The sequence below is a fragment of the Legionella qingyii genome, assembly GCF_003184185.1.
In genome coordinates this window covers 10802-35624 of the sequence record NZ_QHJG01000036.1, presented here as the reverse complement: position 1 = coordinate 35624, position 24823 = coordinate 10802, and the positions used below count along the sequence as shown (strand labels likewise).

Sequence of the window (24823 nt, the reverse complement as noted above, 5' to 3'; positions counted from 1 at the left end):
GCCACTTTTCATAACTCGTTGCGAAAAATAAACGAAGTCCTGTAGTTTTTGGACTACGTGATAACGCACACGACCGACATCTTCTTATAGTCCCACAATAGCATAAACACGCATGATTTTCGTCGTGACTTCTTCAACGGCTCGACAATGTTGTCGTTCCTAACGCGCGATACCGGTAAGTACCGCTGTAATGGGTCCGTGATGCGCTTGCGTAATAACGCGTTAAGTTTGTTCCTCGTTAACTATAGGACCATCGATGTCTACACCGACGTGCACCAGACCTACATCTGGCACATTGAGTACATTAATTGATACTAAATGGGGTACTATTGCTTTGCATACACGTAGCATAGCCATCTTGTCCATCTCGGCCTGCGAGACCTCAGCGACAAAATAAGCATTGTGGATTTCTTAGCGCAAATTAATGCTCGTAACTCGCTGTATGTGCAGTTGCATAATGGTTTCATCGACATGGGTTACTAGTATACTAGGTTCAACGCGCCGTTCTTGCAAAATACCGTTTGTAGTGACGTGCAAATCTTGTACTTTTGGATGGAAGTATGTTTGCTTATTAACTTCTCATGTAATTTGTTTTACTACAAAGACGTCATCTACAACGACGTTGAGAACGGAATAACGATTTGTTTCTAGAAGGGACCGTATTTCTTGTTCGAAATGGATTTCGTCGTGCTGGACGATTTCTTCCTGCACACCTTGCACCACCATTTAAACTTGCAAGAGCTCGACTACTCGCGTCTCCTCCCCCGTCACTGTTCTTTCCAAAGGCTCTGCCAGCGCTTTCAGCATTTTTTAAATTACTACTTAAACATCTTGTCCTAAATAAGTCTTAACTACACCCATTTCAAGTACCTCATTTTGGCCCGTTATAGCAACCACGATAACGGTTGCTTCGTCCAAATGTTTCATTTGTATAATGACCAGACTTTTAAGTACTTCTAGTAAGTTGTCATGCGAACGGATTTCCATACGGGTTTCTTCAGTACTCACTAAATTTGTTCCGTACCCAAACACCTGCAGTCAACTTTTATTGGAACTAACCATCGCGAGTTATTTGTCAGCTTAGAGATAGGAAATCTTCTGTTGTTCCGATATCAACACCGCCGACGTCGGTAGTGTTGATTAGGACAACATTGACCTCACTTTTTCGATATCCCTAAAAGTCACGACAAAAAATAAAATAAAAAATCTAGACAAAATTGAGCATATTATAATAAAAAATGACCTAGTTAGGACAGTAATCTCAACCATAAAAGTCAATTCTACCCATCTATAACTAAGTCTTTATGACATAACCGTCGTGAGTAAAGAACTCGAGCGAATAGCAAAAGACTCATTTTGCTATTCCTCGACGCTCGTTAACGAAGTTTTTGTCGCCGTGACTTCACGTCAAATAGAACAAGTAAGGTAACACTGCTCAGTCAATAAAACGATAGGTCAACCATTGCTCTCCATCCACGAAATAAAAGCTACATTAGTACTTAACGAAGAAGGTTAAGAGACAGTAATCTTTCTTAAGCAAGGTATACGAGTTCTGTAAGTTCCTACTTTAAAACAAGTTTTCAGTAATTAAATCGGAGGGACCGTTTTTATGATTATATTTATGGAAAACTAACTCCTCGTTAGCTTTTGGAAGAATTCCCGGAATAACAGGTACTTTATTCGTATAAATACTAAACTTAGCATCTAAAATACCTCAGACTTATATAAATTGAATAACTATTTATATAATTTAACTTCTTTTCACCCAAATACGTTTTTTTAACGAATTTTTGCTAGAAAGTATGATATTACGCCCACCGAAAAACAAAAATTTTATTGGTCTATGTGAGAAGTTTTAAGTCACGTCATCGGTAAACATTATTCTACAGTGACGAAAAAAATCCTAATCTGAATTCCCATAAGTACTTTGACAATCGTTGATATCCCCGAAAAAATAAAAGGCCCTAATAAACCCGATGTGGAGAAGTATTATATCAACATAAACCACTATCGAATAGACTATTGCCATTAAATATATTTAAATACTTCATAGTTAATGGTGGTAGAGGAGGAATAATGCTTCCAGCAAAAAGATTGCCAGGACAGACCTAGCTTGTACATTAGCGGAGAATAAAAGGACTTTTAGGACGACCTGTAAATAATCTAATACGAATACCACCACGACCACACAGTCTCCTTCTTCCTCGACTACTACAGAACAAATGAAACTCTTCTCTTCACTTGTTGATAAACGACCTTGTGTTACTATTTCGCTCACTTCTGTCAGACAAACAATATACCTATCCGAGTTTATTGATGGAGCGGAAAGGTAGTCTTTGCCTTGTTTGTGACGTACTACACGTACGTCCGTAACATGCGTCATAGGTAGCTAACCATCTTTTTCCACGTTTTGTATAAAATCACCAATTAAACGGTCTAAATCCCGCTTGAGGGCGACGTTAACTTAAACCAAGTTAATTGCTTTACTGAATAATACGAGTTCTCGTATTATTAAATAATTTATTCAGTCAACTCCTTAAGTTTGTTTTTATGGGTCTACATCTTACCAACATAATACTAGACGTAGTTCGAAAACTTCTTCAATACTACGTAGGCGTTCTAATACCTAAGTGGTTATATTGACCATGTACACAATTAAGACATCAACTGCTATATTGATTTTTTAGCCAGAATTTTTACCACCGTAGTCAGTTTGGATTTTATAGTGGCCTACGTACATTGCCGATAAACAAAAAACTAAATCATGTAGGTTGACGTAACCGCGTAGTTTAAGACCCCCTTTTTCGGTCTCATTACAACCTAGTTCGCCCGTATGTTAATTGTCTAATCTACTTTTTGATAGGAAGTTAACTCGGACCCCACGGAGTAACTCCTCGGGTCCTATTTCCTACCAATTTATCGGACCCAAAGCGATGTAATATGGTCCGATAAGTAGCGAGGTCCTAATAAATAATCCTACTATACTTTATATAATGTTCCTATCAAGAGCATAAAAAAAAGCATACAAGTAGACGAACACGTCTTTTTGATCGTTAGTTACAACTACCATTCTCATAACTAAATGGAATAACCGGACGTTTTTTTCTTTTTATACCACGTCACGAGAATCAGTTACCCCCCCGTGTCCGTGTTAGGTGTGGTAACAATCTATTGGACCGTTTACTTAACCGAGTTTTACCTACCGTCCAACATAATGAGTTATTACTTTCATTGTTACGACAAGGGACCTAGTTTGTTAAAGGACTTCACTAGTGCTGCGATGCCTTAGTTTTTTTATACGCATAACACCAGCATGTAATACCCCTCGTTAACTTTCTTTGTAAATTAATAGACCTTTTTGGTGGACATGGACTTTAACTCCCAAACTAGAACAATAGGCGGATACTAGAAGGAGGTAGATTTTTATTCTTTGGATTTAATTTATACGGTCAGAAACTATAACAACGAGTCAAACTAATACTCGACTGTTTCGTTCTTTACCGTCGTTCTTTTTTCCTTAAACCCGGTTTATTTTTATTAATAAATCGAGATCTCTATGGCCCACGAGTAGTAATAATACTTATGTCATTTGTTGAAGAAAAAAGTAAATAGGTACCGACCTACCATTTCGACGGTCTCAAAGTAGGATTTGGGGGAGGTCACTACATGAGAATAAATCCTGGCTAACCAGGAAAAAAGCATTCAGGACTTGTAATACGACGTGTTTCATTCCGCAGACGAAAGCTCGTCGGTGAGCACTAACTAATTTACTTAAGTTCCCAAAGCGATGCGTATTATGTACAAATCCAATGGTCGGAAATGACCACGTTTAATTGAGTATTCGAAAGTGATAAAAGACTCAAAAAAGTAAGCGCTAAAACTAGTAAAGGACCCCATTCGGAACTCGTTAATTAAACAGACCCACTAATGCCGAATTGTTTGCAGATATCCGGAAAAAATGAAGAACGAACGACCGTAAACCGCTTTGGAGGTTTTCCCGTATCCGTATTAGGTATAAACAAAACGACCCAACCATTAACATAGATGACATCCTACTTATGCTCACCCTGCTTCTTATCCTAGCAACACTAACAACGAATGATAGGAAGCCACTAAGACCACTTATTGATGGTTTTAGAAGTATTTTCGCTATAACGAACACTTCACCACGTTTTAGCTCAAACCTTTTTTAAAATAGGTTATAAACCTAAAAAAAACAGGGTTCAGGTAGTTGGACTCGACGCGCTATAACTTATAGCTATTTGTTAGCATTATTCAGCGCTAATAGGAATGTCCAAAAAAAATTCACAAGCTCACGACGTAGATTCAACTTGACCCGAAAAAAAGGTAGTAATTTATTTACGAAACGGTCTCAAAAAACAAGTAATGAGTTTGCGTCAAGTAGGTATTTATCTGCGCGGTAGAGGTCAAGAACAAGGCTGTGTGCTGGTAGACGAAACCGGTTTACGGGGTATTACCTTTTCCACCGAAGTTTTTTTCGAAAAACTTAACGAAATGCAAAAAGTCACATTATGTTGGTTAATCCTAACCTTTTTATTGACATATTTGGGGCTAGTTTCTTTAACGGGTGATTTTCCGGTTTCTAACGGGGACATCCTGGCAGCTAATTTATCGGTTTTTTACGCGGATATTAGAAGGGGGTGGTACAACTCTGCTATTTCTTGAGGGCTTCTCTGTAACGTTTCCTAAGGAATTTAATCAAGTAATTTTAACTAAAATAGCGAAATATGGTGTGAAATTCATATATGACAGCCAAAAACCCAAACGAAAATATACGATAAAAAAATGAGAAAAAACTACATAAACGACTCAGGAAAAGATGAGTAAGCCAATACCACCTTTCCCTCTTCGAATGGAAGTATATCCCTCGCATATAGGCTTGCAAAAAAAGAACCATTCGTACTAATATTTGGAAAACTACAGACCTAAGTACGACATAGAAACCCGCTCCATTAACGACGATAAGGAAACTAACTACGGTATAACCTTTTTTTGACCAGGTATAAACAGTGATGGTACTGAGGTTGACCAAGCCTCGCTCACGTTCGTGCGAAACCTTTATTCCACTGAGTAGTTATGCAGGGGATACTAGAAGGGACACATGAGTTTGCGAAAAAATTCGTTTAAGTCGGCGCGCATCCAAATTAATACCTCTGACTCAATACCGGCTTAAATTAAATGGTTCGAGCTCGTCGTGTGCAAGGTAATAATGAGCGATTACGTGCTTAGAGACTACTGAGAAACGTACCTATATTTTTCTATTTTAAAAATTAATCTGGGTAAAACTTAGTTAAAAGACGCTAAAACCGTGTTCCCCTTCTTCTACGTGTTGCAATATAGTGAGACCCTCGGTCTTTTCTTTATCAAGTGCAGAACCCCTTATACTTTAAACTAAACGTTTGGTTATTCTATCTGTCATTTGCGAAATCGCTAAATTTTTTAGTAACCCCTCGTCTCGCTCAATGACACTAACGACGTTCATGAGTACTTTTACTTCTTCGCGTCTAAAATAGGGTAAATTTTGCCGACGTTGTCCGTTAAGGGGCCTATTAAAATAATTATCGGGGTGCAGTAGGCCTTGCAAAAGTTTGCCACATAGTTAATACAGTCGTTCGTCCAAAATTCTGGCCGGATGCGAGACTAAATTTGTGGAACTCAGGACTTTTACTTTAACACCACGAACTGTCAAACCCTCTTGAAAATCCAAAGATAGTTTAGTCACTAATACGAAAACACCCTCCGTCAGATCAGGGCCACCCTCCCGTGTTACATGACCTTGGGTAACCGTACTTGCATGGGCACAACTCGCCGTTGGTCCAGGTATTGAAATTTCGGTAAACGTTACGTGAATTTCTCCGGGTACCCTAGAACAATCACGTTGTCCGGTTACTTCAGTAACTACCTTAGTAAGTTAACGTATGATTAGGTTGTAAAGCAGTTGTCTACTAATTCTTACGGCGCCGTCAAAAACTTTTTTTGTTCCCGCGTCACTATGCCGTAAATGTCGTTTAACTTCGCCGTTAAATTGTACTCCGACCCGTAAAAAAAATAGCCCCTCATTCAGCGAACGAGAACAATGCCAACAACTTTTATTATAGCGCCTTTCGTTTGCACTACACTGTCGGGGTAAAATTTTATTGGTTGACAGATTAGGGCAAACGTCTCACGATTCTATTACTGAACAAGGTCAAGCTGACATTCAGAAGAAAATAAAGTAGGTCCCGTTCTCTCTTAACAAAAGATAACGGTTTTTTTGGAAAAAACCGCCGTTATAGGGGTTCCGATATAGGTCTCGGCCTGTTCCTATTTTTTACCCAAACTAAGTATAAGTCGTGTGAATCCGGTCGAGGGTTCCATCGGGGAGGATTATTCGGTTACTAAAAATCGGGGGTTATATCTTATCGCTATTAAACCCTACCAACTGAACGAACAACCCGTTCCAAATTTAGTCTTAACTTAACGTGGTCTGAAAGAAACGAAAGTCCAAAAAAGTCATTTAGTTTTATCGAAAAATTGTCAGACGGTTATCGTTGATGGAGTAAAGATAACGGAGATAACGGCTCTAAAAGAAGGTCGACGTGTTCGGCATCATGTGTTCGACAGTCCTTCAAAAATAATTTCTAGGATTCGAGGAATAAGAGTTATCGTAGTGGACGGCGACTAGGACAAAGCAACCAACCGAGAAGTCGGTTATAAGGGAGTAGCGCATTCTACACATAATAAGAAAGGTCCGACGACACCAAGTAACCTAGCCTGAGACAACATAGTCAAACTACACATCTCACCCGTCTACTTAACGGTACAAGGTAAACGTAGCCTCGTCACGCTGACGTACGTTGTATTACTAAATTTCGTAATTTATTAGCCTACGTTCCTCATCATAACAGGCCTAGACCTAACCACCTCCAAAACGGAAGTCGGGCTTATATTTTATGTAGGAGTCGACTTTAAAGGAGAGGCGAATAAAGTAGTTTTACGTTAAGTATTAAATACTGAAGCTTTTGTTCGAGTTATGGGTCTAAAAGAAACTTTATAGACCGTTCTTACTGAGGAAGTGTTAGGACTAAAGGGGTATTTCCGCCTAGTAGTGAAAATTAAAAAGACTGTATCAGGAATTATAAAAATTTTAGAAATTTTAGGAGAGAAAAAAAATTTTCTCGTTTGTCAAGTGAAAGGCGTACTGAAAGTCGCATCGAACTCGTTTATAGGGAATCTAGGAGCTACCTCATTCTCTAATTAGGTCCGTAGACCGGTTCGACAACGCTGTGACGTAGTTTCTTTGTTAGGGGTAATAGATAGCTCAGTACGTGTTGGTCAGGTAAGAACAGGTCTATTCGTAATTAATGGAGTTGAACTGCAAAAGCTGCAAACATAAAAGGCAACATGCTTAGTTGTTTAAATGGCAAAAATTGAAAGTACTGTAGAGGATATCGAAATTAATTATTCAATGTCCTCCGAGTAATTCTATTCTACTTGTGAACTTTAACCACTATGGCATATTTATGTCATAACCAAGACTCTTAAGTAGCTTACTACCAGAGTGTAGCAGGTAATGAGTTTACGAGAATCCTTTAACTCCACTTAAGTAGCCCTTTCTCGACTTCGTTGAAACATTAGTCTTTAGGGAATAATACTCGTAAATTAAAAGAAAAATCTTATAGTTATATTACGAGTTATCATGCAAAACTATTCGGTTCTTATTATCGATAAAGGAGCCGACAAAATGGCTATTAATTATTAGCCCGTGTAAGTTAAACCGCGACTCTATTTGATTGACTAAACTAAGGACTTGCGAGTTCTCTCATCAGAAACTTTTTAAGTAGGTTTCATGGACGTATTCTAAAATAACCTTTCCCAAGATGCCGACATAATCCATTTTACTTAAATAAAACAAAAAGTGATATTCAATTATAAAAACGACGAGCAAGCTACTTCATTAGTGTTTTAAATAAGTCACTTCGGAACAATACATGTATTATTAATAAGTATAGTTAAACTATAAACAGGGGCTATTTTACTTTCATTAGTGACATTAAGAGTACGAAAGACTGTTATCATTTTGATATAGGTATCGGTTTAAAAACGCGTCATCAAAGTATTTTTCGTCTCCTAAAAGGTAGTTCCCGCCCCCTCAAATCTTTTATCGGGAGGTCCCATACGTAACCGCATGCTTCGTAAAGTTCGAACCTTTAAGAAAAAAGTACAACTTACGTAAGGTCCAATTTGACTATAAGCCATCAATCCTCTTTACGTCAAAATAGGAGTATTCATGCCGTTTTTCATTTCGGAAACTGTCCTCAATTTAATTTATCGCCGTTTGTCATAAGAAATTAGTTTAATGACATTTATTTTATGCCACTTAGTAACTCAAGTATGTATGAAATTTTGGTTATAAAAGAATAAAAATACGATCATATTTATTAAGGACGAAAGGTGAGTCTATGGTTAATAGAAGTCAGCTATAATCCGGGAGGGACCGGGTAAGGAAAATTGGTTCAGAACCTCCTCAGGGAAAATGACGTAACGACAGGCCCCTCGTTACTATCTGTCATAAACAACAAAGATGAAATCTTGAATAAAGGGTGAGGTAAAGTAGAGGGGTACCACTCGCCATAGATTGACGAAAAACATGGCTCATCGCCAGTAGTATAACGAGATGTATGGATAAATGTAAGCGTACCTCTATGTCATTATCGGGGACCCTTTGATAGTCAACTTACCGAGGTGGAAAAGGTACAAGCCATAACCTTCTCCACGACCGCCGTTGTTGCCCCTGTAGGTCGTAGGTTAGTTCCTGTCATTTATAAGGATCACTGACAGAATTACCGTCATCGCAAAAAAATCAGAGGCCTGTAAACCCAAGTGGTTGGACTTGAAAGACTACTATTACGAGTAGAAAAAGCGTTACTATGGGTACCTAAGAAGGACTAGGTTTACGTAGTCCGTCGCGTTTCATAGACGACCAAGGAAACCCTTGGCCAACAAGGTTGGTCACGTCTTTTAGCAATTTGAGGTAACATAACATTAATCGTCCACGAAGCTATTACGAGAAAAACGGTTATTCCCTAACTTACTCTCTCAACCACCGTTGAAGAGGATTCGCTTCAACAACGGTAAGTAGACGAAATATCGGAGGAGGTCAGACGTAGCTATAGCGGACAAGTTGTCAATGTAAAAAAACTGACAGAAACTATTATATAAGAGCATAAAGAAAATAACCCGTTCTCAACGCGCCTAAATGAGAGGCAGATCCCAAAAGCACCCCAACTTTTTTAGAGTAGTAAAACGAGGTCAAGTACAACGAAGGTTCCGTTGTTGAAGAAATAAGGACGTATATCTTATTTTTTATTTGTACTTTGGTCTTAATTTTGATCTCTACAAATGATGGCATAAAGATGCCATAAAGCAATTTATACAAAAGTCATTATTACTATTCCTTATGATTTTTCCTCGTTTTTTATACGTGAGTAAAAAGAATTTTTTTTTATGTTGGTTTGGACACCTCCGTCATAATTTTTTCCTTTAGTTTTTTTAAAATTTGTCAGCCAAGCCCAAATACAAAGAACTTTTTCCTCTATTTCATTACTCAATGTGGTTTGTAGGAATAGTACTAGGGGACCAAAGTCGCATGTGGGGATTATAGTAAATGAGATTACTTGCTTACTTAGTCCAAGCTCTCCACTACGCATTTTCTGTCACACCCAAACGCGACAAAGCTCAATTTCTTCTATGTTAAACGGTCAGGTTCGCAGATTGCTTAATACGACTTCTGTAGCTCCCTTTTCTAAGTAGCTTTAATTAATAACGAGGACTTGAAAACCTTGGTCATTTCTACGAGGTTGTGCGAGGTGGAGAAACTCCTAAAACTTACATTTATTAAATTACTTAGCCTAGTTTGTCCAAGATATAGGAAAAAGGACTGGACGAACGGAATTTTCCAGTGTTGCCAAATCTATTTAGGTAGATCGATCTCAAAAGACTCAAGCCGTCGCAAATATTTGTTAATCGATTTGCTAAAAGCTGAAGTGGAAACAAAAGCACTTTTATCTTTGATTAATAATTTCACTGAGTCGTAAAGTAAGTCTCTATTGTAAGGGCGGAAGCGCCCTTACTGTATTAAAAATTTAATTTCCGTCACCCCAAATAAAGACGAATTCTGACGGGAATTGTTTCACAACTAAAACTTACTTAGAGCCGAAACGTTCTCGACCTAAATCAATCCGTGGGACTAAAACAAAAAGAAATTAGAGCCTGTCCCAGAATGTTAGTTATGTATTTCAGCGACATCCAGAACGAAGATTTGCAAACTCCGGCTAAAGCTATGGTGTACGAAGCGTTATCGGCTTTAGGAGTAAAGAGTTTGCGAGATTCCGTAGGAGTTAGAAGAATTAGTTAAATGCAAGTGCTAGTGCTCATGCATTAAGCTACGACTTAAGAAGAAGGACCGACCGGGATAGACTTCCTAGTCCTTTTAATCGGCGAAGTAGAAAGTACACGCAGTGACATGCCAGCTGAAGAAGGTAGTTGCTAACTGCGGTTCGATCGTTATAAAAAAGTTATACACGATTGACCAAAAGTAAGTATATAAGAAGTGGTCCCCGAAGGCATATCCCCCACTAAGGGTACGATGGATAGCGCAGCAAAAAGTGCAACACAGCAGAGAGTAACCAAAATAGTTAATTAACAAGCCAGTAAAATCGGAGGCAAGGGATAAGTACATGTTGGACCCCAATGTCTTTCGCCAATCCATATGGTTTTTTGCTAACATAGTAGTTATTTTAATAGCGGTTGGGGGTGAATGAGACAGTAAAGGGACTTATAGAACGGTTGTAACATGCAAGAATATAACATTAAGTAATTCATATCAGACATGAAAATTAAAAACTAGTATGGGTACAAGATCGTTTTAGTCCGGCAGTCCATTTTCCATCAGTATTGGAACAAATTATTATGTAACATCTAGTCGATTCGGAAGAACTGATGAGTGATTTCGTAAAACGCCAAGTTTTGCATTTAGCGGAACAACATTTACTCCTAGTTCGAGACTTTATATTCCACCTAATCGTTGGTTTCGCACTATAACCGCAGCTCCTTACAATGATTTGGTTAACCTGTCTATTTTTGAATGTAAGTAATAGAATACCGAAACACGTAAAAGAAAACGTTATAAATTGCGAAGAACTGATTATAGACGTCGTTATTATACGGTCACTCCAGCGAGAAATCGTTCCCGGTTCCGCTACCGAGGCGACGGTCATGGGTTCAGATCTTGTATCCATAGACCCGCTAACCCCTATTCGAGGTTCCGATTAAGATGATTAGCGAGGCAAAGTACAGCACCTTAATTCCATACGAATGACTGAAAATTTAAGTCACTGGTCTTGAGCGCAAGTGGATACTATATCCGTTACCCTTAAGGAACGCGAGAAACTCGGTAATTTGAAACCTTCACAAGGGTAACAAGACTTCATTCATTAAGAAGTCCTACACGTTTCTCCATACAAGACCAAGAAAAATTTCGTACTGTCTCATTTTAGAGACAAAGGTCTAGACCTCAAAAAGGGTCTCGCCACGCTTATAATTAGTAAAGCGGGGTCGAGACGCTCATTAAGACGTACCATGAGCGCAAAATTACCAAGCTATTGATTACGGTTTAAAGGAAGGTAGTGCAGTGGTTCAACTATCTAGCAGTTTAATTAGGCTACTAGTCAGTCAGCTGGAACCCCTATCAATATTCATGCTTACGCGAGTCTTGCTAGCGGACATGGATGATCACTAAATGCTCAAACACGAACAAGAAAGAAAACAAACGAAACAAGCCGTAGGTCGTTCGCCCAAAATTCATTTCTGTACCGAAACCGTGCTAAAAATACGACCCTCGCAAGTAGAACCGTAAGATGATGATGTGGGCAACCCTATACGCACTAAGCATAGCGTCTTAGCCAAAATAACTGCACGACCGGAGGTCGCGGACTTCTTGCTATACATAGTTAAGCATTTAGTAGTCCTAATTAAACCTACAGTAGTTAAAGTAGGTGGAGTCCGTACTACCGATGTCATGTACGTCTCCATACATGGGCTGGAACGCTAAGCCAAAGTCCGTGTGCAACATGTGCTACTCGGGGCCTAAGTTTAAATTCAACGCTCATTTGACGCAATGGTGATTATGCGTGCTATTAAAGAAATATAGGTGGTACGAGTGGCACCGACCGTGACTAATTGAGAACAACGGTCGGAACCAAAAGACGTATAGCTGACATGTATGCTATTTCTAGGGGCCGTTTTTAACGCCGGAGTAGTGGCGGTCAAGGACGAGACTGGAGCTCTATTTACAATGCAAGTAGTAGACCTAGAAACCCTTAGTTTACGGTGACATTGACAAGCAGTTCGAGTAGATAAACGAAAACTCGCAGACGGTTGAGAAGAAGCCGGTAACTACGGTCGAGAAATAGTAGAGGGAGCTCGTAAAGCAAGTCACTTCTATTTAATAACAATCGGAGTTGCATCCAAAGTATTGTACAGCGATGACCGAGATTGACTCGCATAAGAAACCTTTCTCAAAATTTGACTAAGACTAGACGTTATTGACTGCGAAGACTATTGTTCGCTGGATGAAGAACTATAGCGAGCTCGTAAACAACGTCAAATTGAAGTTCTCTAAAGAAGTATCCTACTAACTACACAACAACATAATTTTTCTATAACACGGTTTCATTTATTTAGAAGGGCCGGTAGAAATCGCTAAACGGAATTTGGACGTCATCCCGATACACACTCAAATAATTGGTTCGCAAGTGATTTAAGTAAATTTTGCTGGACGACTGTAACAGGCCGTCTTTCAAAAAAGTTTCGCGCGACGTTGAGAAAAACACGGTTCAGAACGTAAACTGACGCCATTAGTGTTTACTGAAAAAACCGAAATTCACTCGCTACGAACGCCTACATAAATAAGTTAAGAAGTAGCTAATTAACAAGACGTACATTACGCCGTACCGCAGAAAGAAGGTACGGAAATAGCTAGTACTTAACGTTTAGTAGCTACAATATTTCAACATAAACAGGGTTAAGGAACTACAATAGAAGATGCAGAGCCCCTTGACTATTTAGGTTCTTTTTGTACCCACGTACTAAAGAAACTAAATTACGGAGAAGCTGGTTTGAGGATAATTATTTTACCTAACCTGTTAAACAGCGCCTCTGTTACTGCAGACGAACTCCATTTATAAGTCGTTATAGTCATTAACCTTACCAAAAAGGTAATTTACTCAACCGTTCAAAAAGGCGTAAAAGTTCGCAAGATGAACGTTGGTATTTTGCAAGTTGCGGGACGACTGCGTTCATAAATCGTTGATTTCTTCGCCAAAGCGGACTTGGTTAATTTTTTTGTAAGTCGCTAAACATCAGACATTTTTCGACAGGATAGTTAACCTGACGTCGTATGCGTTAACTTTGCCCTAAACATGGGTGAGGTGAAACGCAAGCATGCGCGAAACTTCGTGTTTTTTGTATAAGTTTTTAACCTGCATTAAGACAAAAATAACGTGACTCCAACGTTCGTACGACCATCCGAACAAAGTAAACGGGTTCTTAGACCCCAAGTGGTTAGTAGTACCTCAGATCTGGTGACCGTTGTGCATTTTCTACAAACTAAGGGACTACCGGAAATACGTGTATTTTCTTACCCCTATTACGTAGATTACCATTAACTACAAGAAACGATTCGGTTGCACGTTACTAAACTCCTAGAACCCACAGCGTCATATAAAGACACGCTAATGTCCAACTATTTTATCGGCGAAGTAAATGAAGACCATCTAAATTGTTCGATACCTCGTTCCTTAGGACCCATCGGCCTCTATTCCGCTGAAAAAGTGCGTGCAAATAACCTCGTCAAAATACTAAATCAGGCGTTCGTTGTTTGTGGTATCTTATATTTAATAAACTTATACTAAATAACTCAATTAGCACCTTAACATTTGCTAATCCGCCATTTAAACATCCCCGTATGACGGAATAAAGAAATAAAACTAAGGTTTTGTTACTATTACTTCGGGACGTCTCCGGAACAGATGTCGGGTTAATTTTTTTTTGTCGACATTTTAATTTCATGTAAAAATAAAACGGCGATTGTTCTCATCTCCCAAAATATGTTTTTAGGGTTCAATACCCCTCTCGTAGTACCTATAATAGGACGTTCCGCTTGTGTCACCGCTTCTTCGTCGTTTTTCAAACCGTGCACATAATCTTAATAAATTTCTTGCTATAGTATAGCGACCTAAAGCACTTTAAGTAAATTGTCAGTGCAATTAACTACTTGTCCCTCTACTACAACTCAATCAACTATCGCTTAGCTTAGTCCGCATAGCATAAAAACTTCAAATAGCCGTTCCAATACTTGAGTTACCATCTTTTCCTTGCGGACATAACCTTAATTAGCAACTATTGTGTGCGGGAGCCACTTCCTCATCGAATACGAAAACCGTTAATAGCGGTAATAAGAATGTAATTAAAACCAACAACCTTATGTACTCCCGCCCGTACGTAATCATCGTGCGTAAAAAAGTCACGCTTAGTTTTTTTAAAGATATCCAAAACCGTTCGGCAATAACGCAACCGTTTCAGCTTCACCAACACTTACCCATACCCGAAAAAAAGGCAATCCCCCGATGCAGGTTAATCTTTTATGTGCTTAGTCAGGCCACGTAGGCTTTGTCGTGCGGCATACAAAACTATTTTTTGGCTAAACCGTCGCATAAGAATAAAATAACCGACCCCGACGCCGTTTAGACTAATGTCGTACCAAACGAAAACAAAATCACATATCGTATCCAGAATGTATATGAAACGGTCTTTAGTTTCTTCATGAGGGGTTGTCATGACGGCGCGTTAGTCCTTACGAACGACCGCTATTTAAGTTTAGCTAACTGCCAAGACGATGAGGCTGGACCTCACTACACCCCTACGCAAATCACTAAGATACCCCTTTTTTGTTATAAGGCCAATGCGAATAAGCCCGACTACCATTTCTCAGTTTTTGTTACGAACTGAATTCGGTAGTCGTCAAAGCACCTCATTTTTGTAGAAATAACTGCGTTAACCCATAATTTGGACTAAATAGCCGCGGTTTTTTATGTAACGCGCGAAGTAGAGAATACCTACGTTATGTATTTTGCTTACTCATGTACCCGTTATACCAAATAAAAAAAGATTACTATAACTTTGTTAATGAATGACCTCATTAGGGAAAAAGTCATAACAATCCTGGAGACCCATAAAAACGGCGCAGTCATCGGAGTAAGTGGGTCCCTCACCGACAAAAAGATAAAAAATATCGGTGAAATTCAGACCGGCAACGTCACTAATTGGATCAAGGATAGGGACCGAACCTACCTCCAAGATATGACATACGCGATTAACTTTTTCAGGCGCCGTTTCGCCAGAGTCACGGTTACCTCGAAAATAATGTAGCTGACCATAAATAATATAAAACACACAATAACCAAGTAAATAACTACTTACTAGACGTCGCTTAGATTTAAAACTACAAGTTACACTACTAAATGGGTGCCAAGCACGTGTCGTGGTATGCAGATGGACAAAATGAGGGCTAAAAAAATCTCACTCACGGTCGAGTAACCGGCACGACGGTCATCAATTCTCTAGTAGTTATTAACGATGTACTACGGTCCCTTCAAAAAATCAAAATTTGCGTACCGCATTTAAAAAAACAGAAACAAGAGGTAGTTCCGAACGGACCCCGAGACATAATTACTAGAAAACTGTTGACCAATTTAGTATTCCATTGACATCAAAAGCCCGCTCATTTGCTTGATTTCGACGACGTACCAATTTAGGCGCACGGAACTACGCAACGCCCACGTATCCTTGTCCCTAATTTGTAACTCCAAACCAAAGTACTGACTCACTTAAATCTTAATTCACTGAATCTTTTCTTGGCTCTATTTCTGGTAATACCATAAATTTAACTACGTTTTCCGACGCGTCACCAAGAAGTTTCTACATTACTTACTAACGTGCTAGCTTTACTCCACAAAAAAATTATGTCGCGGGTGTCTGATCGTCTACGCATAGCCCATTTCCTATTCGCGTCATCGCCGTTCGTCCCGGATTCGCTCAGTACTCGAGTTATGTACGCGACGTATGACGGTAAAACGTTACTACTTTAACTAACGTATTCCGCGTATAACTCATGTTCGCGTTTGAAACACAATTTGAGGTATAAAAGACCGCGTGCTCGCAACCTTAGGTAATTAAAAAGGACCAAAATATTACCGACAATAGATGCTTTAATCGTTCCGTAAATTAGTTGTACGGCGACTTATACTTGCACGACGATTCCATGTTGTTCTTTAACCTCATGCGAATAATCTCGCTAACGTCATAAACTTATACTTCGGTGTCGCATAAGAACTGGAACCTACACCTGGTCCAAAAAAAAGGATACTTAACTGGTTTTATATAGGTTTCCGGGTCCAACAACCAAACCTAAACCGTCGCAACTACAATTAAGTCCGCGTTTTTTTTGTTCCAACCGCCGCGTTCACCAGAAATCACCGACGTCTATACAACGTATACGGTAAACGATGTCCGCGTAAACTGAACTAAAAACGGTTAGTTCACTAAGTGACCCCATCGGGAAATGTCGTTCAAAAAGCGCTTAACTTAGCTCACTACTTTCGATTACCTACGAACTACAAGTGATGGAACCCAGGACTATGGAAATTTCTTAATTTTATGCGGACCAGGCCTCGTTTAGTTGTACGAGTACAATTACTCAAACGACTGTACGTACTACATCCACTAATAGACTACCGTCTCGTAAAGAACCTCGGTCATCAGCTATACCTTAATAACCGCCACGTAATACTTTCAGACGGGTTCAATAATGTCCGAAATTTTCGAGTTCCCCATTTTTTATAATTAGGAGTTTCTTTGGTCCCAAATTGGCCCTTTTGCCGAACCGCTGTTAAACTCGTTTTAATAAGATGGGACGTTTGACTATTGCCCTTTATAGGCAACTGGATACTTCATCAAATACCTGTACGGACCTTTCCGCTCGTTTCTTTTTGTCTTGAACCCTATCTTTGGTACTAGGGACAAAGCGTCTAGTACTCCGCGTTCTCAATCATAAAATAACTTATGAATAGAAGCGAATTAAAGAACTATGTCAACATTACGAGAAAAGGAACGATCTAATACTAGATGATACCCTTTTCCTATTAGAAATGGGTCCCATTACTCATTGAGTAAAACTCCGCGAAGGGTTCCAAACACTTGGGTAAATGATCTTTGAACACGATTAAGACCATGGGTACAAAATTGCATAACTGGAACCCCCAGTTTAAAAAGAGGAACCTCATACCCTAATTTTTACGCTTTCATTCCACGCCGCAGACGAGGACTCGGTCGATGGGTAACGGTTGACCGTCTTAATAAACGGTTCAGCCGTAGTTCCTCACATATGGTTTTGGTAAAGCGAGGAAGAGCGGTTAGCTAATTATTTAGAAACTGGTCCTTACTCCGTTGTTAGTAAGCATGAGCCAATACGTACATCGGTCAAGCGGTGTTAAGTGCGTAAGGTCGTAGTTATTACCCCTTTGGCCAATTGGGAAAAACGGTCTCAAAGTTAACAAGTAATAGTAAAACGGTATTTTTTCGTAGCTTGAGACCTGCTTTTAACAGTACTCCGTTTGATCCCCGCACTATTTCATTTACCATCCTCTTAAGAGAGGTAGGATTAAGACGCTCTTTTGCAAGCTGACTCGGTTCCAGTTTTAGAACAACTTTGACCCGAACTAGTTAACGGGAGGTATGAACGGTCCCTGATTAAAGCGGCTTTACATTTACACCACTGTCTGCGCTACACGGGCAAAATGAGCCAAGCAGTGCTATAAAAAATATTAAAACGTCTACTACAACTTATTTTTCTAGGTCGAAAAAGTCCCGCGGCTCGAGTGGTCCGAGGGTTTTGCGTACCTTAAGAAAACGGGTTAGTCCCAAAAATCCATTTTCCAAGGTTAACTTATACAACAGACTTAATTAGAGTCCTGATAGTCCGGTAAATAGTTGTTATTCTCATAAACCATAAAGTTAAACGAAATTCGTAACAAAGGTTTTACCCCATTTATGAAATTTCATGAGCGGTAAAAATAAGAACTACCAGGTTCCGAGTAAATCGTCTGAAGGCAATTTACTCAAATGAAAATAGGGGTCTCACCAGTTAAGAAAGAATTACACAAACAGTGCGCGTTATGACCGACCGAGTATTGTAGCTAAGGTTATTTAAAGTCATTAACGTACTACAAGGTACTCAAAAAAATTTTAGTCATTTCGTAAAGGAAAGGAATCCGTATCGAGGTCCGGTACAAAAAAATTAAGAAAAACGTTTGACCTCTCTGATACTACATCGGTGGTTGGAACGCTAGATGGCTAACTAAGCGTCCCTAGAAGATTTTATATTTCTCCTTACTAGAGCGCTACTAAAAATGTCCGACGTATGTTACGACCTAATAGTACTGTCGCGTTCAGGACTGCTTTGGTATGCTAACGCCAACTGTATGGACAGAGGAAAGTTAAATCCGGTGCCTAACTAAAACCTAACATTAATATCGGACCCACCCCGCATCTCGTTGGGTCCAATAGACAGATTAAATGATGCAAGAACATTAAAGGACCAATTCAGTTAGTTACGTTCACGAAACGCTAGTTTATAAAAATCACGTAGTTGCCGTTAAACTATTACGCTCAACTAAAGGAGGAGGTTAAATAAAAACCTTATGTCTCAACGTTTGCATCAAAAAACCAAACGGTTCAGTCTCCTCGCGGGAAATGGGTTCAGACGTCCTCGTATTACTAGGTCCATCAGCAGAACGTAAACTTTTTGGTCCGGATTTACTGACCGTATTCAGGCATTCCGCTGAACTACACGAAGGCTACAACGTGCTCGTAAGTCTTGGTAAAGTTACGTGCGATTTTATTCAGCGGGCCAAAATTCTATCACTTAAAGAGACTCAACAAAAAGCGAGCATCTGCTAAAGCGATTAAGTCTGTTTAGGTCCGAAACAGGTGAATGGTAGGGTGATTACGGTGACCGAAATTGTTCGAGTTCTCATTGGCGTTACTGAACAACCCCAACTTAGTCACCTCTTTCTACTCAATTATTCTGAAGTTATCGGTTTCCAACGTACGGCAGTGGCCGATTTTAGCGACAACGGAGTAGTTTTCGAAATACTGTTGAGCCAAACGGTGCTGCGTCTAGTAGTAACAGGTACCGTCCCTCTAGTAGTACTTAATTGCTTATCGTTACGCAATTAAGTTAGCGACGTCGTTATTGTAGCTCTTAAAAATTTAGTTCTAGCTCGTTCAGGGGCCAATTTATTTGGTTTTGTCCAGACTAAGAGAAAGGTGGTCCCTTATCTCTTATTAATTAACGTCTTGCATAGTAACAACGTCCATATCTTCGCAGTAACTAATAAACGACATCTTTAAGAAGCACGGCAAAATACATTAATGAATAGTGAATTAACAAGTAGGCTCGACCCAAGACGTCTCCAATTACAAAGATAAAAGACAAGCCGGAAAACATCGTGTAGGACTGTTGCAGACCGGTCCGATTAAGGAAAAAGTTTAACAAAGTCACTCAGAAGATTTCTTTCAAGCGGAAAAAGGTCAACGGACTGTTAAAGGAGATCAAGGCACTAGCTAACGAGTTTTACGTATGGAACCGAGTATCTAAAACAGGACTAACACGTTTTACATGACTAATATGATTCAACATGAGTCCTAAGTTACATTCATTTAATTAAAATAAACTTAACATAAGGGACCAAAGAGAGCCGACGGAGGTCCTCTACGGATTACTTCTAAGCTATTTGATTTAGCACATATAATTGCCGTTGACTTAGACTACCTTATTCATACTTTTGCTTTTGGGTTAAACATACGTCAGTTACACGGCGTTAAAAATTCGTTACCCGACCTGTCACGTGCGTCACACCCCGTACCTTAAGCTAGCGTCTTCTTCCATACGGCCACTCAGCCTTAAGCGCGTCGCCAAGAACCCACTTAGTTGCGAGTCATTAGTGTCGACATCTTCTACACCAATACCTATTTCTTCACGCATACCTAACACCAAATAGGCTTGAATTGTCTCATGAACCACCCCCTAACCAAATACCGAGACATCAGGATTAACCGCCGCTAGGCCCGTAGCCATTTAGCTGAAACAATAACGTTTGGAACCGGTTAGAGAGGTACGTTCTTTGACAAAACATACACTGACCACTTCTTAGGAATGTTGTTCATCGATACGCACGGTTTGCTGACCCTAACGGAAACCGCCCTAATGCTGAAAATCGGCTCTGGGTCCAACTCAGTTAATAACGCGTTCGTGTTTTTCTTTTAGGATTTCAGTAGCAATAGCTAAGGTAAGTTTGATAAAAGTGTCTTTGCTAATCAAGACGAGGACCTCCCCATTCGGTCCACGCACTTAGCCGTCGTGTTAACCAAGCAAAACGGTTCGATTGCGTTTGGCGCCACAAAGACCAACCTGTACATTGCTTTCTCCCACGAAATCGGCCAGGTGCTCAAAATCTCGTATACCATCTGTCACAAAATATAAAACTTCCGGTTTCACTGTCAGCCAAATCCCAGTAAGCACGGTAATTTTTGGCAAAACCACGTCAGTTACTCGAGCCACACAAACGCTACTGCCTGTTTCCAAATTTTCTTCACCGATTAGGGAGTCGCTAAAAAAATAGCGCAGTCGGTCTCGGATGACGTCCATCACGGCACTACCAATGCACCCTTCCCAGCGCGGGATACAACCAACTTCATGTTCGAGACCAACTACTTCGTGTACCCGTCGTTAGGTTCGCACACTGCCAACCCGAACTTAGGTTAGCAAACCGATAAAATGACCGACAAAATGTAGCTGTACCTCCTTAACGATGCATGCTAGTTCTATAAAAGTAATTACATCACCCACCGCACTTCCACTGCCTTTGGCCCAGGCTGAACCGGAATAATCGTCGTCATCATAGGTCAAATGCATTAGCTTAAAAACTATCCCTTTGGTAATAGAAACCACTTCATCCGGATCGTCCACTTTAATCTGGCCAGGTTTCACCCGTTCTCGCGAACTTTCTTCGTCGTTTTGTACCAAAATTTGCTCGTTAACAGGGCAAACGGTTACGCGGCTTTGTCTTATTGAGAAGTTACTATTAGCTTGGACAATTTATAAACGTACTTCAAAACCTTTTTTACATCGGACTAAACTTTTCACTTAACCTCCTATTCTCATATTTTTTCTTTGCAGAAAGAGGGTTTTACTTTAGGTATCTTATATGATTTCTTCTTACACACTTAAAAAACTACGCAGAGATACTTCACCAACTCAATTACGGGGATCTCTCACTCCGTCGTTTTTTACGGTTCCGCTAAAAAAATTTCTGCACGGTCTTACTTAACCTTTAAGCTTCCTATGCACTAAACCACTAAAGAATTTGAACAGAACAGCATCGGACCTGGGAAAAAGTTGGTCCGATATAAGTCTGCTACCACCCTACTATATACCTGTATTGAGGAAAAAAATTTAATTACCAACTGGCGCCACGAAGTCTGAATAAAAAATCACATCCTCGCGGTGGGGTATAATTTTAACTTCCTCAGTAAAGAGGACATCCGGTCCATGGTGAATTTAGGGTTGTTTACCGACTTTAACAAAATAGCGACTACTTACTACTAGTCGCATTTCTTAAGCTCCGATTAACCCTCGACTTATACCGCGAGAGGTAACGGCGGCAACCCGCAAAGTCTTAATTAAACAAAGCGGTCGCACCTCTGTAGAGATACCACCACGCAATATAGTTCTTATTCTAAGGAAGTTAACTTGTTAATTTAAATGGCGACTAAAATTTTAGCTAACAATACCTCAATGCACCGGACCAAAACCAGCATCCACGATGTCCTAGCCCCTTTAGTTGTTGAAACCGCCGCTACTAACTAATAGCGTTACTTTTAGTTTCACCCGTATAAAATTGCTAACTTCTGGGGTAGCTTAAATAAGTAGTCGTATTTTTTAGGTATCACCTAGTTGCACTTCACCCATAGCTATGTTACTCGATACTATTACGGAATTAGTTACGTTACGCACTTCGAGGACTACACTAAAATTAGCCGCTCTAAGCACTCGCGTTACGCTACTTCGTACGATAACGGATACGTCTTTGTCCCGTAAATACATAAAGCTGCGAGGTACGGTTATTACGTTTAGTCCGTTACCTAGCGTAATAGTTAAAAAAGGGACTTCTACGTTCTTTTGTCCATAACTACCTGAACAGCGAATTAAACGCTCGATAATAAAGTTACGCAGAATAAGGGCCACACTTGTTAGTTGCATACCGGCGACATCTTAATAATAATTTATGTGGAATACAAAGACTAAACTAGCTCTTTCCTTTTTAACTACTGTAATTTCTCCGATACCTCGCGTCGTGGCTTGTCCCGTACGTCTGAAAACTAGTCCGAAATAATTTTAATATAGCTTTACCCCACTAAAGGTTCCTTTTACGTTAATTCATACGACTGAGTTTTTTATTACAACCAAACGTTTAAGCAAATTTATCGTCGCGTCTGAAACTAAGTGTTCTACTATTAAACTGTTAGCTACTCTTAACTAAAAAAACAAGAAGCACAATTTTAAATCTCGTTAAACTAAGGCTAGATACCAAGTACCGACGTAAAAAAGTCTAATCTCTGTAATGCAATCCCGGACGAAGTGTACGTAGCCCTGTACTCCGCATAGAATTTCGCCATATATGAGGAGGGTTAGCCCTTTTTGGTGGGATATTTTAGTAAATATTTTTCTTATTTATGCTAGCTCGCCTTAAGAGAGCAAACCTTCACTACAAATCGGTCAACCGAGCGAACAAAAATAATAGACTAGATTGCGGTAGGTTGTTGGACCACCATCTACTCCTTTTTTTATAAGAACCAAATCGGCAAGTCGTAGAAACGATACAATATCGTTTGTTCCTCGCAAGTCTCGTACTGAAAATATGTAATTTACTAGGATTATGTCCAACGTGGTGAAGAGGAAAAGCGGGGTTACTAGGGTAGGTTTATGGGTAAATAAAAGACCTATTTAACGGCGTCCCAAAAAAACGCGCGGATCAACTTCGCCTCTATCTACCTTTAAATTGGTAACTAATACTTAGAAATCGGTCGTAGGAGCGTTGAAGAATATGAAACCTTCTCCTACTAAACGTATTTCCTTTAATACCAAAAATAGACCATCTCGCGTTACCATTCGGAGTCCACCATAAGAAATTTTAACTAGTACTAAACTACAAGCATCTATCGTAGTACCCCAAAGTATGAGCGGCCGGAAAGGTGAATTATGTGCCACGGGTACGCAAACTGTAGTGTTAACTCCTAGAATTCAGAGATTGCACAAATTGGGTAAGAAGATTAAGGATAACCGGTTGTTTTAAACCAATATAACGATTAGGAAAACTGTTATTCCTTATGGTATTAATACGACTATAGTTACGTAAAAGAGACGATTCAGTATTAGGGGACAAATAGTTGCGGTTTACCTTTAGAAAAATATTTGTATATAATTAAGGCTTACTCGAATAATTCGTCTGTAATGTTCTAACACGCCTCTACCTTTCGCGAAGACTAGCGCGGCTTCAGCGAAATTACTGAGTTTGCTGGTATCGTTCCTAACGGGCAAACGCACGGCGTAACAAAAGCTATTTTCTTAAAGCTTTAATACATACGTTTAATCTATTCCCCGTTTGTCTCCGAAATAACTTTCTTTAGTAAGGCGGTGTAAACGATTGACTCCACGAACATGTGTTTCAAGCACTTAGCAAAGTAGTTATACTCTTAGATACATTTCGACCCCCCCCTAAACTCCTTCCCCTATGGGGAAATGTATGTCGTTAATTCGACCCACTCATAGCGATACTTCTTTGAAACTCGTACAAACCACTCAAGTAATTACAGTTTTTGTTTCGCCCATTTTGAGGAAATCTATAACGCCGTCTTGCTCAAGCTCGACCTTGCTAACTACTTAGACTGCGTGTTTTGTTACCCTACAATTAGTCGTTCGTAAATTATGTTTTACCCCGCGTTTATTGGTTCTATATATCCCTAAGACCGGAAGGTAGATATCAATTTCGTATACGAAAATTTTTAGGAATAAACCTTCCTTATTCTGGGTTATACTCAATAGCTAGAAAATTTGTTTAAAATTCTCTATATCCACTCCTAGTAGCCAAAACAGAGTTTAAAGTTTTCTTAAATCGAGATCTCACGTAATTTGTGAAATAATTTCACTTATTTCTTGTGGGATTTAAACTCTTGTCTGACGTAGTTAATTCTATGCTATATTTACCAATGAGTAGACTTCTTCTTAGCCGCCCCCACTTTATGTATGCGGTCAATGCGTCGTTTAATACCTAATAAGCGGTCGATTCCCCTAATATACCTACCTCAAGATGAGTTACCCTTTAGTTATGAGACTAGTTGGCCCGAAATCTCGTCGTACTTTGGTTTTTTAGGTTAAGAAAAACGAAGAAAAGAACACCCTGTGTTGGTCTTCGGAGGAGCTGTATGCTCAATGTTCTTGGGGTAGAGCCCTACATTAGGGCCAAATATTATTGACTTCGTAGTAGTAGAAAAAAACACAGCTAACTCAAGTATTCTCCTGTTTAAAACATACACGTTACAGTAAAGGCGCGTCCGCCCTTAGATAGCTAGTTTAACAAACACA

General features: G+C 39.6%; 4 protein-coding genes. All 4 read right to left on the bottom strand.

The annotated features are described in order from the left end of the window. Positions 1-222 precede the first annotated feature (222 nt). Positions 223-357 (bottom strand): hypothetical protein, encoded by a 135-nt coding sequence (locus DGG96_RS21320; RefSeq protein WP_276309328.1) that lies wholly within the window; start codon positions 355-357, stop codon positions 223-225. A gap of 465 nt (positions 358-822) precedes the next feature. Next, complete coding sequence (locus DGG96_RS20680) at positions 823-1008, bottom strand: hypothetical protein (RefSeq protein ID WP_133249342.1); 186 nt, start codon at positions 1006-1008, stop codon at positions 823-825. Between the two features lie 19534 nt (positions 1009-20542). Beyond that, complete coding sequence (locus DGG96_RS17360) at positions 20543-20827, bottom strand: hypothetical protein (protein ID WP_110143806.1); 285 nt, start codon at positions 20825-20827, stop codon at positions 20543-20545. A gap of 108 nt (positions 20828-20935) precedes the next feature. Continuing rightward, a complete protein-coding gene (locus DGG96_RS17355) occupies positions 20936-21205 on the bottom strand; it encodes a hypothetical protein (protein WP_110143805.1) in 270 nt (89 codons plus the stop codon). Positions 21206-24823 lie beyond the last annotated feature (3618 nt).